Source organism: Paenibacillus sp. Root444D2, assembly GCF_001426375.1.
GTDB lineage: Bacteria > Bacillota > Bacilli > Paenibacillales > NBRC-103111 > Paenibacillus_E.
In genome coordinates this window covers 73,459-87,434 of sequence record NZ_LMEO01000018.1, presented here as the reverse complement: position 1 = coordinate 87,434, position 13,976 = coordinate 73,459, and the positions used below count along the sequence as shown (strand labels likewise).

General features: G+C 49.3%; 9 protein-coding genes and 1 pseudogene. 1 reads left to right on the top strand and 9 read right to left on the bottom strand.

The annotated features are described in order from the left end of the window. Positions 1-15: 15 nt before the first annotated feature. The 9 genes and pseudogenes from ASD40_RS12700 to ASD40_RS12665 form a co-directional block, all read right to left on the bottom strand. Positions 16-543, bottom strand: a complete 528-nt coding sequence (locus ASD40_RS12700; protein ID WP_057303644.1) for a YfiT family bacillithiol transferase — start codon at positions 541-543, stop codon at positions 16-18. A gap of 115 nt (positions 544-658) precedes the next feature. After that, positions 659-2,794, bottom strand: a complete 2,136-nt coding sequence (nasC, locus tag ASD40_RS12695; protein ID WP_057303643.1) for an assimilatory nitrate reductase catalytic subunit NasC — start codon at positions 2,792-2,794, stop codon at positions 659-661. A 9-nt stretch (positions 2,795-2,803) separates the two neighbouring features. After that, the gene (gene nirB / locus ASD40_RS12690; RefSeq protein ID WP_057303642.1) at positions 2,804-5,188 is read right to left on the bottom strand and encodes a nitrite reductase large subunit NirB; all 2,385 of its coding nucleotides are present in this window, start codon (positions 5,186-5,188) and stop codon (positions 2,804-2,806) included. 62 nt (positions 5,189-5,250) lie between these two features. Continuing rightward, positions 5,251-6,429 carry an MFS transporter gene (locus tag ASD40_RS12685; RefSeq protein ID WP_156389987.1) on the bottom strand — a complete coding sequence of 393 codons (1,179 nt, stop codon included), beginning with the start codon at positions 6,427-6,429 and terminating at the stop codon, positions 5,251-5,253. Positions 6,430-6,449: 20 nt separating this feature from the next. Continuing rightward, complete coding sequence (gene nirD / locus ASD40_RS12680; protein ID WP_057303641.1) at positions 6,450-6,782, bottom strand: nitrite reductase small subunit NirD; 333 nt, start codon at positions 6,780-6,782, stop codon at positions 6,450-6,452. Between the two features lie 14 nt (positions 6,783-6,796). Beyond that, a complete protein-coding gene (gene nirB, locus ASD40_RS12675) occupies positions 6,797-9,229 on the bottom strand; it encodes a nitrite reductase large subunit NirB (RefSeq protein WP_057303640.1) in 2,433 nt (810 codons plus the stop codon). 718 nt (positions 9,230-9,947) lie between these two features. Further along, complete coding sequence (locus ASD40_RS12670) at positions 9,948-11,432, bottom strand: HD domain-containing phosphohydrolase (RefSeq protein WP_057303639.1); 1,485 nt, start codon at positions 11,430-11,432, stop codon at positions 9,948-9,950. A gap of 265 nt (positions 11,433-11,697) precedes the next feature. Beyond that, positions 11,698-11,895, bottom strand: a complete 198-nt coding sequence (locus ASD40_RS39380) for an IS3 family transposase (RefSeq protein WP_442952660.1) — start codon at positions 11,893-11,895, stop codon at positions 11,698-11,700. Between the two features lie 4 nt (positions 11,896-11,899). Then, a pseudogene (locus ASD40_RS12665) lies at positions 11,900-13,068 on the bottom strand (IS3 family transposase). Positions 13,069-13,431: 363 nt separating this feature from the next. Between ASD40_RS12665 and rlmH the strand changes: the two are divergent. Next, a complete protein-coding gene (gene rlmH, locus ASD40_RS12655; protein ID WP_057303636.1) occupies positions 13,432-13,911 on the top strand; it encodes a 23S rRNA (pseudouridine(1915)-N(3))-methyltransferase RlmH in 480 nt (159 codons plus the stop codon). The last annotated feature ends 65 nt before the right edge of the window (positions 13,912-13,976 follow it).

Here is a 13,976-nt window from a genome sequence, read left to right as displayed (position 1 = left end):
ACGGGTTTTCGTTGTTTACCAGCCCCTGCGAGCGCGCAAGCTCGTGATGTGGGCAATATGATGATTACCATGCCATGCGTAATTGCCAACGTTCCAATCCAGTCGAATCGTCTTCCCTGACTCTGGATGTACGAATGCGCGAGCAAATTGCTCGTGCTGCATAGCATGCAGAACAATCATCCAGCGGCTGTGCAAAGCATCCAGCAAGGTAAGCGACAGCTCTACCGGAGCTGACTTGCCATCGCTAAGCTCAGCCCAGCGCTCCTCGTAGTAAGGTCTGATCGTCGGTTCTTCCTCCGTCAGCGCCAGCTTGAACCTTGTGTAGCTGTTCATATGGCTGTCTGCGACGTGATGCACGACTTGCCGCAGCGTCCACCCTCCTGGGCGATAAGGCGTATCCAGCTGCTCGTCAGACAGCCCAGCAACCGCCTCACGAAGTCTATTTGGCGTAGACTCGATGTCAGCCATCCACTCCTGCAACTGCTCCCGTGAAATTTCACCTTCGTGTGTAAACAATCCAATAGGGAAGCGTAACTCATCCATATGACCGAGCCTCCTGCATCATCTTTTTTCTCTATTATAGCTGAGTTTAGAAACAAGATAAAACCAACCCTTGGTCGAGGCTAACAAAGCCTCAACAGGATCGGTTTACATGAGATTAAGCATATTCCGAAACTAACGAACTCACCTTAACTGCACAAACTTTAAAACCTGGCATTTTACAAGTCGGATCGAGCGCGTCATGCGTAATTTTATTGACGTTCTGCGTATCGCCCCAATGCATCGGTACGAAGACGGTGTCTTCCCGAATGTCGCTGCTGAACCTGCTGCGCACATAGATCGTGCCGCGTCGGGATTCCAATTTGACGAGAGTGGCATCTTCGATGCGGTACTTCATGGCCGTCTTCGGATGAATCTCCATGAAAGACTCCACGTCTTGCGCCGCCAAAGAATGACTTCTTCTTGTCTGCACGCCAGTCAAATAATGCGTAAGCACACGACCGGTTGTCAGGTATAGCGGAAACTCCTCGCTGACTTGCTCTTTCGGCAAATGATTCTCCACAGAAGTCAGCAGCGCTTTGCCTTCCGGAAGCGGAAATGACGATTCAAACAACCGCTTCGCACCGGGATGCTCCAGCTCCGGACATGGCCAATAGACTCCCTCATCCTTCCGTAAACGGTCATACGTTATGCCGTAGTAATCCGCTGCACCGCCGCGACTGGCTAAGCGAAGCTCATCAAAGATGTTTTCGACATCTGCGTAGTTGAAGTATTGACCCTTGCCCAGCCTATCAGCCAAATCACAGAGAATCTGCCAATCATGCTTCGCTTCACCCGGCGCAGGACGGCCGGCTTCCCTCAACAGCACGCGTCCTTCGAGGTTGGTCAGTGTTCCTGCGTTCTCCAGATAAGCAGATACCGGTAAAATGAGATCTGCCAGCAGCGCTGTCTCTGACATCAGGAAGTCGGCTACAACAAGAAAATCAAGCTTCTTCAGCCCTTCTTCGACGAAGTTAGCGTTCGGATTGGAGACGAGCGGATTGGAGCCCATTACGAACAAGGCGCGAATCTCCTGCTCGTGAACTTTCTCCATCATCTCGTAAGCGGAAACACCTTTGCCAGGCAGCTCGCTCGGATCAATCCCCCAAACACTCGCGACATAAGCGCGATCCTCGGGGTTCTCGATCAAGCGGTAGCCCGGAAGCTGGTCAGCCTTCTGTCCATGCTCCCTTCCGCCCTGACCGTTTCCTTGACCCGTGACGGCGCCGTAGCCGCAGCCCGGTTTGCCGATTTTCCCTGTCAGCAGAACAAGGTTTAGGAAATTGCGAACCGCCATATGCCCGTCGGTTTGCTGCTCAACGCCTCTTGCCGTGAACACCATGCCTGTGGCCGCTTTACCGTAAGCCAGCGTCGCTTTGCGGATCAACTCAGCGGGGACACCGGTTAACTCAACAATCTCAGCGAGATCAAGTGATTCCAAGTGAGATTGCAGTTCCGCAAAGCCTTTGGTACGCTGCTGGATGAAATCTCGATCAATCAACCCTTCTTCCAGCAGGATCTTCAGCATACCGTTAGCCAATGTCGCATCCATACCCGGCTTCACTCTCAAATGTAGATCCGCGATTCGAGTCGTACCCGTTTCCCTCGGATCGATCGCTATGATAAAGGCACCCTTTTCTTTTGCTCTTGTAAAATAAGGCATAAGTGTCGGCTGGCACTCTGCAATATTCGTCCCTGCCAGTATCATGCAATCAGCCAATTCAATGTCCGACAGTTGGTTCGTCAAACCACGGTCGATGCCAAACACCTTGACACCTGCTGAAGCCGCTGCCGACATACAAAATCTGCCGTTATAATCAATGTATTTGGTTTGAAGCGCAACACGAGCAAATTTCCCCAACAAATAAGCGGATTCATTCGTCAGAGAGCCCCCTCCGTAAAGGCCAATCGTATGATTGCCGGACTGACCGCGAAGCTCAGTAAGCTTGCTCACGATCTGTTCATACGCGTCCTTCCACGATATACGGACGAAATGACCATCCTTCTTCATCATCGGATGAAGAATACGCTCTCCTGTAAGTACGTGCTGGTAAGCATTCATGCCTTTTATACAAAGTCGCCCTTCCGAAGCCGCATTCGGTTTCGGAACGACTGAATAAGTCGGACGCCCATCATCGGCGCCCCGTTCTTCTATCACCTGCATTTTACACTGCACGCTGCAGAAAGGGCACTGGGTATCCATTACACGAAGAGAACCAGTACCACCTTGTTCCTGTTCTAATAATTGACTCATACGCTCAGCTCACCTTATCAAAGCAGCCGTCGGCTGCAGATTTATTTGCTTCTGTTTCGTAACCTGGAGCTCCACATTCATTCTCGCGATCAGTTCAGCACGGAACAGGAGATTGAATAATCCTTCGCGCAGCTTTGTAATGCCTATGCGTTCGACCCACTGTGCTGTCGTTTCACCGTAATTTGCCTCTTCACGATACCACTGGAAGAAAGCCGCTGACAGCTCTAGCACCGCGTCTTCTGAAGACTCCATACACAGCAGCTCTCCTTGACGGAGCTTCGCTCCCCCGCTGCCGCCAACATAGATTTCCCAGCCGCCCGGCACGCCGACAATGCCAAGATCCTTGACAAGCGTCCCCGCGCGATGGAGAGGACTTGCAGAGACAGCTGCGCTCACGGCAGCCGGCATTTGCAGGCGCTCCAATCTGTATTCGAGGCTGGCACCCAGCCCGATGGAATCCTGCAGAGCGCTGGGATCGTATCCGATTCCAGTGCATGTTGCAACGGAAGCTATGGTTTTGCCGTAGATCGGAGTCGCTGCATCCGGCTGTCCGAGCTCCGCACCGACAGAGCGTACACACCCTGCCTCGATACCCAGCAGATCCAGATGCCCGCCACCGGTCAGCTTCACCAGCGGGATGTTGTACTTGTCGACCACATCCGCGATTCGCCTTAGCTGCTCGGCGCTCGTGACGCCGCCGTACATACGGGGCCGTGCGGCGTACGTGCCATCGGCGAGCAAGCTCGCCGCCAGAGCTGCTTCAGCCGCCGCTCCAGCACCCGCACCGTCGGTCACAGCGCCTAGCGCTTCGCCGACGTAGTACTGCAATGCCGGACGACACGCTGCGCAGCCTTCCGCCTTGCTCCAACCCAGCGCGCTCATCGCTTCGCGCGCCGTGGCAAACCTTGCGCTGCGCACAGCAGCGCGCAGCTCTTGATGGCTGTGCGTCGTGCAGCCGCAAACCGTCTCCTTCGGCGCTGCCGGCGCATCCTTGCTCTGCAGCGCTAGCTGCAGCATCGCGGATATGAGCGGCTTACATCCGCCGCAAGTGCTCGATGCGCGCGTGCAGGCGCGAACGTCTTCGACCGTTTCGCAGCCATTCTCGCGAACCGCATCCATGATCGCACCCTTCGTTACGCCGTTACAGGAGCATACGGTCGCGTTAGGAGACAGCGATGCCGCATACACTTCATCTGCACCGCCTCCTCCTGCCGCTACTTCCTCTAGCACAGAGACATCCGCTTGCTGTTTGATGTACCCAAGCAGCTTGTTGCCCTCACTGCTGTCTCCGAACAAGACCGCACCGACAATTTTGTTGTCGCGAATGGCAATTTTTTTATACGTGTTTTGAACGCCGTTAATCTCTTTGAGCGAAGTCGTAATCTCAGAATCGCGAATCTCACCGGCTGAAAACACCTCAACCCCGGATACCTTCAGCTGCGAATACAAAATGGAGCCTGAATAACCTTCCGTATCAACGCCGCAAATTCTCTTCGCCAGCACTTTGCCCTGATCATATAACGGTGCTACGAGACCGTATACCATTCCACGGTGCTCCGCACACTCCCCAACAGCATACACGTTAGGCATATTCGTCTCCATAAAATCATTAACGACAATTGCCCTATTTGTTTCAATGCCGCTGTCTGCCGCAAGTTTGATGTTCGGACGCACGCCTACCGCAATAACGATAAGGTCGGCCTCTACTTTGCTTCCATCCTTGAATTGCAGACCTTCCACCCGTTTTTTACCGATGATTTTTTCCGTCTGCTTTTCAAGCAGAAAGCGCATCCCCTGCTTTTCCAGCTCTTTACGCAGCATATTCGCCGACGTCGGAGTCAGCTGGCGCTCCATTAAATAATTGAAAATATGCACCACATGGACTTCCATGCCCAGATTAAGCAGACCTCGCGCCGCTTCCAAACCAAGCAGACCGCCTCCGATAACGACAGCTTTCTTATATGACTTAGAAGCTTCCACCATTTTGTTGCAATCGTTAATATCCCGGAAAGCTGTCACGCCCGGTTTATCCGCCCCCGGCAGCGGAAGCATAAACGGCAATGAGCCCGTGGCGAGGATGAGTTGATCGTACTCGACAGTACGCCCCTTTTCACTGATTACCTGCCGCTTTGCCGTATCGATGTTGACAGCCGGATCACCTGCATACAGCGTTATGCCGTTATCTCTATACCACTGCCAGTCATTGATGGTAATATCATTTACGGTTGTATCACCCTGAAGCACCTTGGACAGCATGATGCGGTTATAGTTCGGATGCGGCTCGCCGCCGAAAATCGTAATCTCGAAACGATCCGGAGCAAGCGCCAGAATTTCTTCCACACAGCGTACTCCGGCCATACCGTTACCGATTAAGACAAGTTTTTGTTTCCCCATAAATGCTTGACCTCCACGTTTCCATGCTGAAGTTCCATCCCCGCCAAAGGGGACTTCCCTACTTAAACTGCTGTCGCGCCCTGTTTGTTGATCACCATACGTTTAGTCGCATGATTCATATATAGACAACCGCATGCAAAAAGCATAAGCATCACGAACCCAATTGTGTATGCGCCTGACAAATCCTTAACAATACCGAGTATGATCGGCGGAAAAAAACCACCTACACCGCCTGCCGCTCCGACAATGCCCGTCACCGCTCCCGTATTGCCCGAAGAGACTTCCGGTACCATTTTAAACACAGCCCCATTCCCAACTCCGAGTAAGGCGGCGGCAGTCAGACAGCTCGCACTGAACCCGGTAAATTGATGCAAGGACACCGACATAGCGAGCGACGTAATGATGATACCCGCAAACACAACTACCAGAACTCTGCGTGAACCGATGCGGTCCGCCAAATATCCGCCTAAAGGGCGAATGAGCGTGGCAATAACAACAAACCCAGCCGTTTTCACGCCCGCTTCCGTTGCCGACAACTGGAATAAATCTTTGAGAAATGTTGGCAAGTAGACGCTGAAAGCAACGAAACCGCCGAATGTCAGAAAATAAAAAGTAGATAAATACCACGTCGATGGTTCCTTAAGCACAACCATTGATTGTTTGAACGTCTTCACCTTAGCCGGTGCAGGCAAATCCTTCGTTCCGATCCAAAAGAGCGCGGTTACGATCACAATCATGATCGCTAGGCTCCAAAATACCCATTCCAAGCCGTAACTGTTAAAGACAAAGGGCAAAGCATAACTAGCCGCCGCTCCGCCCAAATTACCAAGTCCGGCTAATCCAAGCACAAGGCCTTGTCTCTCCGGCGGGAACCAACGTGATACATACGTCAGGGAAATGGCAAAAGTCGTTCCAGCCATCCCGATAAACAGCGCACACAAAAGCAGCAGCCAATATGAATGAACCCATCCTGCTAGCAGCAGAGGAATCACGAGAAACAGCATCGTTGATGCAAATACTCGCTTACCGCCGAAGCGATCCGTATAAATCCCCATCGGGATTCGCAGGATCGACCCCAGTAGAACCGGTGTGGCGATCAGCACACTTTTTTGAATGGTACTGAGATGAAACAGTTCCTGAATTTGTCCGGCAATCGGAGAAAATACACTCCAGATAACAAACGAAGCCATCATTGCCATTGTTGATAACCCTAGCGCAAGCGCGGATCCATTTTGTCGCATAATTAAGGCTCTCTCCTCGGCTAGGATGCTAAGATACTTTCCTCTGAAATATGCAGATACATATCTCCGTTCTCGTCCACTTCCACCTGGAAAGCCGTTACGCAGCCTTCGTCCGGCGCTTGAACGACTCCATCGTGCAAATTGATCTTCCAGTCATGCAGCGGGCAAAATACGTGATGATCGCACACGATTCCTTCGGAAAGCTTACCGGCTTTATGCGGGCAGCGATTCTCAATGGCTCGGACGGTACCACTCGAGAACTTGAATACGGCGATTTCCAATGCTCCGATCCTGACAACCCTCGATCTTTTTTCTGCAATTTCCGAAATGTTACCAACGTGAACTCGTTTCATATGTCTCATCCCCTCTATTTCAAAATAGACTCTGCCGACTGTTCTTCCATCGGAACGAATGTCTTGCGCAGCTCTTGCTGATCAATGATTTCTTTCCAAGGATCTTTCATGAGATCCAGCGCCTTCTCAATGCGCTCTATTAGAGCGGTACGGTCTTCTTTACTCTCCAGCGCAGCTTTGATCGTATCTAAACCGACACGTTCTACCCACTCGGCCGTCCGTTCGTTGTACTTCCCTGTTTCGCGATAGTATTGCAAGTAAGCACCGGACCATTCCAGCACTTCCTCTTCGGTTTTCACTTTGCACAGTAAATCGGTTCCGCGAAGCTTTGTTCCTCCGTTACCTCCGACATGCAGCTCCCAGCCTCCGTCAATCGCTACAACGCCAAAATCTTTGATCGTGGCTTCCGCGCAGTTCCGAGGACAGCCCGATACGGCCATTTTAACTTTCGCCGGCGTACCCAGACGCTCAAACTTCTTCTCAAGCTGAATACCCATGCCGATAGCATCTTGCGTTCCGAAGCGGCAAAACGTTGAGCCAACACACGTTTTCACTGTACGCAGCGACTTACCATAGGCATAGCCTGAAGGCATATCTAGATCAGCCCACATGCCTGGCAAGTCTTCCTTCTTAACACCGAGCAAGTCGATACGCTGACCACCTGTCACTTTAACGAGCGGTACTTCGTATTTCTCTGCGATTTCTGCGATTTTCTTCAGATCCTTCGGTGTTGTTACACCTCCGTACATTCTCGGAACGACCGAGTACGTGCCATCCTTCTGGATATTCGCGTGATTACGTTCGTTCACAAAGCGGGACTCTCTTTCGTCCTCGTGCTCTTCCGGCCATACCATGGCAAGATAATAGTTGAGCGCCGGGCGACATTTGGAACAGCCTTCTGTATTCGACCATTCCAGTACATTCATGACTTCCTTCGATGTCGTCAATCTCATACCGCGGATCGCTTCCACCACTTCATCACGTCCGAGTGTCGTACAGCCGCAAATGCCTTCTTTTATAGTTTTCACGCCGTCTTCGCCGAGTACGTAAGTGAGCACATCAGCTACCAACGGTTTACAGCCGCCGCAGGAAGCGGACGCTTTGGTACATGCTTTGATATCGTTAACGCTTGAGCATCCTTTTTCCTGGATAGCCTGCACAATCGCGCCTTTGGAAACACCATTACAGCCGCACACGATCTCGTCCTCGCTCATTGCAGCGACCATTTCCGCGCCAGATTTCGCCTTGCCTCCTCCTTCACCAAGGAGAACAGTCTTTTCTTTGCCTGTCACATCTTCTCCGTTACGAATCATCGCAAACAGGCGAGAGCCGTCACTGATGTCACCGAACAAAACAGCACCGATGACTTTGCCGTCTCTAATGACGACCTTCTTATAAATACCTTCGAAATCGTCCTGCACGCGTACGGCACGGGTATCAGGTTTATCTGCATATTCACCAGCCGAGAACACGTCCACGCCCGATACTTTCAGCTTGGTCGATACGACGGAGCCTTGATAACCAGCGGTCTCTATGCCTGCGAGCCGTTTGGCAAGCACCCCGCCTTGCTCGTAGAGCGGAGCGACTAAGCCATACGCTACACCGCGATGTTCGGCACATTCGCCGACGGAATAGATGTTAGGCACGTTCGTTTCGAGAAGGTCATTGACGACAATACCTCGATTAATCTCAATTCCGCTGCTTTTGGCAAGCGCAATGTTAGGGCGAATCCCTACGGCCATGACCACGAGATCCGCTTCAACTTCCGAGCCGTCGGTAAAACGAAGACCCGTAACACGCTTTTTCCCTAGAATCGATTCACTATTTTTCTTTAGCAGAAACTTCATGCCTTGACGTTCCAATTCTTGCTGCAGCAGGAGAGAAGCTGTTCTGTCGAGCTGGAGATTCATCAAGTATTCGTTAATGTGTACAACCGATACTTCCATATTGAGATTTAGCAGGCCGCGCGCTGCCTCCAGACCGAGAAGCCCTCCACCGATCACGACTGCTTTCTTGTATTTCTTGGCTGTCTCGATCATCATTTCGCAATCCTTGATATCCCGGAAGGCGATGACGCCTTCTTTGTCCGCGCCAGGCAGTGGAAGCATGAACGGCAGCGATCCTGTTGCGATGATCAGTTCATCGTAAGGGACGCTAACACCTCCGTCAGTACTAACGAGCTTGCGTTCCGTATCGATTTTGTTGACTGTATGTCCCGTGTACAATGTGATGTGATTTTCTTCGTACCAAGACCAGTCGTTGATAACAATGTCCTTCATATCGGCATCGCCGGCCAAAACCGATGAAAGCAGGATGCGATTATAGTTCGGGTGCGGTTCGCTTCCGAAGATTGTAATTTCGTAGCGGTTCGGCGCAAGCTTTAACATTTGCTCAATACAACTGACTCCAGCCATTCCGTTTCCTACCATAACAATTTTTTTCTTCATTGTGATTCACGCTCCTGCATCGGTTTTATTGTGACATTTAATGTTAGTTAATTAATAAATCCTTTAGTATCCGTTACACTCTACAATTTTAACGTCAAATTATCTAACATACGAATGATTACTATTAATGTAACTCAGAAATTCGTATTTTTCAACAAAAATTTGTAGTTTTACTTAGTAAAACAAACAAACGCCTCTTTAATTCACGAACATTATTATGTTTTATTTAATTAATTGTTCGGTTTTACAGAAAAATTACAGTTATATTATGGAAAAAGCGAACATTAATTTGGTTTTTTTATATTCTGAAAACGCTTAAATGTTATATTAGATGACATATGAAATGGTTATACTAGACATTCACCTATTTCAAATTGCTATCTATACATCCAAAGTACCCCCAACATATTATCCTCATGATTTTGTTAACTACATGTGAAGGACGAATCAGCTTCTCAGCGGGGTTTTGCTGGGGCTAGCGGTGCGAGAGCGCCGAAAGGGACCTCTCAGCTAACACTTCCTCACGATAACTCAGGGTTTGGATCTGAGAAGGGCGAATCGGGCTTATCAGTGAGGTCTTGCTGGCGCGAGCGGTGCGAGAGCACCAAAAACCCTCAACGTCTGTTCCAATACTTATACTTTCTTTCTATTGTGGTAACAAAAAAAGGCCTCACAACCCGCAATCTTCTGCGGCTGTGAGACCTTCCCTTCATACGTTTTAAACCTTATAAACATCAATGAACCTTTGAGCGAACCGGGGATCCCATCGGGTACCCTTTCCTTCAGCGAGAATGGTCAATGCCTTCTCGATCGGCATCCCTTTCCGATAAGGACGATCGGAGGTCATAGCATCGAAGGCATCGGCTACCGCAATGATGCGGCCGAACTCAGGGATATCCAGGCCCTTCAGGCCATCCGGATACCCACCGCCATCATAGCGCTCATGATGAGAGCGCACGCCTGGAAGCAGAGGCGCCATAGCCTCAGCGGGCTCGATTTGCTTCAAAATCGATTCGCCGAGAACGGGGTGAAGCTTGATTTGCTCGAACTCCTCGTCGGTGAGCCGGCTTTCCTTCAGCAGCACATCGTCGCGCACACCAATTTTGCCAATATCGTGCAGCAGGGCGGTCTTGTTCAAAAGATCGAGTTCATGCTCGTTCAAATCTACAGCTCGTCCAATTAACAAAGAATACTTGGCGACACGCGTCGAATGACCTGCTGTATAAGCGTCACGAGCATCGAGTGCAGCAGCTAATGTGGAATAGTAGCTCTGCAGCAGTTGGTTATTCATTTTCTCACGCGTTTCAAGACCCTTTACCATGTGGTTGAAGCCAGCGACAAGCCGTGAAAATTCATCTGAATATAAATCTGAGGCTCTTACCTGCAGGTCGCCGGATTGAACTTCTTTCATTGCCCTATATAAATCTCCAATTGGCTGCTGGATGTCTCTTGCCAGCATACGTGCTCCTAAGGAGGAAAAACCGACTCCAAGCAGTAGAATGATACCCGCCCATTTCCAATAATCGACCGTCAAATCCGAGGACTGTGATATCAAACGAATTTGAGTTGCTAGACTAAACAGAAAGAGCGGCATAGTTCCAATTAGAAAAGCACTTAACTGAAACTTTCGTTGAATCGAAACGATCACTCGTCCATCCAAGGAAACATCTTCTCCGTAAATGCGCTGCCCCAATTCCCGAATATGTATGAGCACCGGCCTGATGGCCTGAGCTGTCGTGAAGAACTCAAGTAAAGCATGCATGCTCGCCACTAGGACTGCGCCAATACCGGCAAGTCCAATGTAAAAAACCGGAAGAGATAACCAACCTCGAGCAATCCCGATGCTAGCCATCGTCATAGCAGGGATCGATAAGCCAAGAAAGTGCGGTCCCATGATCCGCATCACCGAAAGCGCCGGAAATCGGTGCGTTTGCAAATAGGCTTCTCGGATGACTGCCAGATCTGGAGTCTCCTGCTCCAACATCTCGCGAATCGGCTTCATGTGCCTACGAAACACCGTGATTTCGGCAAGCATCATCACGCATAGCGAGGTAATCATAATGAAGAATATGCGAACCATTTCCGTATTCGAAATCGATAGTGTTGTAGATATGATGACTCCACCTACCACAACAACAGCGATCCCAGAGCCGATTATATAGTTTAACAATAAATTCCGTAGAAACTTTCTGTATATCTGCACGATGTAGGGTCCCCATTTCATTTAAAGCTATCGATCATTGCGCTGAATTCTAGTATTTTTTTCATTGTATAGCAATTCAACCATTTGCGCTTTAAATCTAAAATATTTTAAGACAAACTGGATCTTACAAGCTATGATGGTCTCTGAATTACATTGGAGAAAATCCAATAAAATATCAATTTGGGCTTTGGATATCCGACTTTCATTGGAGAAAATCCAATAGAAACTAACATTTTGAACTTCTGTCAAGAAAGTAGACACAACTTTATGAAGCCTGAAGTTGCTTGTAGTAGTTTTTTTCGAACCAATACGGGGACTTATTGCCTAATGTAGAATGGATACGAATTCGGTTATAGTCGATCTCGATATATCCATGGATGGCTTCATAGGCCTGTTTTCGGGTGCGAAATTTTGTTTGATATACAAGTTCTTTTTTTTGAACTTCTGTCAAGAAAGTAGACACAACTTTATGAAGCCTGAAGTTGCTTGTAGTAGTTTTTTTCGAACCAATACGGGGACTTATTGCCTAATGTAGAATGGATACGAATTCGGTTATAGTCGATCTCGATATATCCATGGATGGCTTCATARGCCTGTTTTCGGGTGCGAAATTTTGTTTGATATACAAGTTCTTTTTTTAGAATACTGTGAAACGATTCAATGCAAGCATTGTCGTAACAGTTACCTTTACGACTCATGCTTCCCACCATCTTGTAGTGATCGATCTGTGCTCTGTAATCATTCGACGCGTACTGGGATCCACGATCGGAGTGGTGAATGACGCCCTCACAGGGTTGCTCACGCTTGTGAGCATCGTCAAGTGCAGCTAGCACAAGTTCTTTAGTAATTCRCTCTCCCATGGCCCAACCCACGATCTTGCGGGAGAATAAATCCATTTGAGTTGCAAGGTACACCCAACCTTCTGATGTAGCTACATAAGTGATGTCGGACACCCACGCTTTGTGTGGTTTGTCTACCTTGAACTCGCGGTTTAATACATTGTCGTAGACCGGCAGGTTATGCTTGGAGTTTGTTGTGGCTTTATATTTCCTAACGGTACACGAAACCAGGCCCAGCTCTTTCATAAGCTGTGCTACGGTCTTGGTAGCCACTTTCCAACCGTCTTCACGCAGCTTGGCTGCGACCTTGGGACTGCCGTACCGCTTCTTGTATCCGTAGAAGTGATGACGAATTCGTTCTTTAAGTTTTATAATGCGCTTGTCACTTTTACTTGGTTTCTTGTGAGTCCACTTGTAATAACCGCTTCGGGATACACCCATAACGATGCACAACTTCTCGATCCGGTACTTTGAGCGGTGTTTGTAAACAAACGGATAAATCAGTCCCGGTCTTTGGTGAAGAAGTGCATCGCCTTTTTTAAAATTTCATTTTCCTCTTTCAGTTCACGGTTTTGCTGTTCGAGCTTTTTCATCTGCTCGTAATCCACCAGTGGCTGAGTACTTTTGTCCTTGTTATTAGCACCATACATTTGTTTCCAGTTACTCAGGGTCGTCACCCCGATATCCAGTTCCCTAGATAACTGGGTCAACGACTTATGCGTTTGTTCCAAATGCTCGATTGTTTTTCGCCGGAACTCTTGCGTATAATGTTTGCGTTTTTCTCTCGTTTCTCCCATGCCACACCTCGACCTTATTTATATTTTTAGTATACAGGTCTTCCATTACAGTGTGTCTACTAATTAGTTTAATTCCAGAAGACTTGGTGATCGTCGCCCGGAAGATAGGAATACCCGTATGGACGCACGCTCTGNATGTTTGCGTTTTTCTCTCGTTTCTCCCATGCCACACCTCGACCTTATTTATATTTTTAGTATACAGGTCTTCCATTACAGTGTGTCTACTAATTAGTTTAATTCCAGAAGACTTGGTTTCGGAGCATTCTGTTGGATTAACTCCAATGAAAGCGGGCAAACAAGGTGAATGAGCTCGATTTGATTGTATTTTATCCAATGTAGCAAATGAGGGGGAGATTGTCGGTTATGCATATACAGATATTAACCGTTGGGAAATTAAAGGAGCGCTATCTCGTGGACGGGATCGCGGAGTATGTGAAGCGCCTTGGGCCGTATGCCAAGGTGCAGATGATAGAGGTGCCGGATGAGAAGGCACCCGAGAACATGAGCCCTGCTGAGGAGCAGCAGGTGCGGGTTAAAGAGGGCGAGCGGCTGTTGGCCAAGCTCGCTGCAGACGTGTACGTCGTGGCGCTGGCCATCGACGGCGAAATGTGGACGAGCGAGCAGCTGGCAGGCTCGCTCGACAAGCTGGCCACCTACGGGCGGAGCCAGGTGGCCTTCGTGATCGGCGGCTCGCTGGGGCTGTCGAGCGAGCTGCTGCGCCGTGCGGATATGCGGCTGTCTTTTGGCCGCATGACGCTGCCGCACCAGCTGATGCGGCTGGTGCTGGTGGAGCAGATTTATCGCGCGATGCGGATAAATCGGGGAGAGCCTTATCATAAATGACGCAAATTTTATTGGGGAAATTAAGGGATTTATCATATCCCAAACGTGAACGTTTATATTGAATT

Excerpts from the sequence above, each read along its gene's own strand:
- ASD40_RS12700 (WP_057303644.1), bottom strand. The coding sequence starts at position 543 with ATGGATGAGTTACGCTTCCCTATTGGATTGTTTACACACGAAGGTGAA.
- nasC (WP_057303643.1), bottom strand. The coding sequence starts at position 2,794 with ATGAGTCAATTATTAGAACAGGAACAAGGTGGTACTGGTTCTCTTCGT.
- nirB (WP_057303642.1), bottom strand. The coding sequence starts at position 5,188 with ATGGGGAAACAAAAACTTGTCTTAATCGGTAACGGTATGGCCGGAGTA.
- ASD40_RS12685 (WP_156389987.1), bottom strand. The coding sequence starts at position 6,429 with ATGCGACAAAATGGATCCGCGCTTGCGCTAGGGTTATCAACAATGGCA.
- nirD (WP_057303641.1), bottom strand. The coding sequence starts at position 6,782 with ATGAAACGAGTTCACGTTGGTAACATTTCGGAAATTGCAGAAAAAAGA.
- nirB (WP_057303640.1), bottom strand. The coding sequence starts at position 9,229 with ATGAAGAAAAAAATTGTTATGGTAGGAAACGGAATGGCTGGAGTCAGT.
- rlmH (WP_057303636.1), top strand. The coding sequence starts at position 13,432 with ATGCATATACAGATATTAACCGTTGGGAAATTAAAGGAGCGCTATCTC.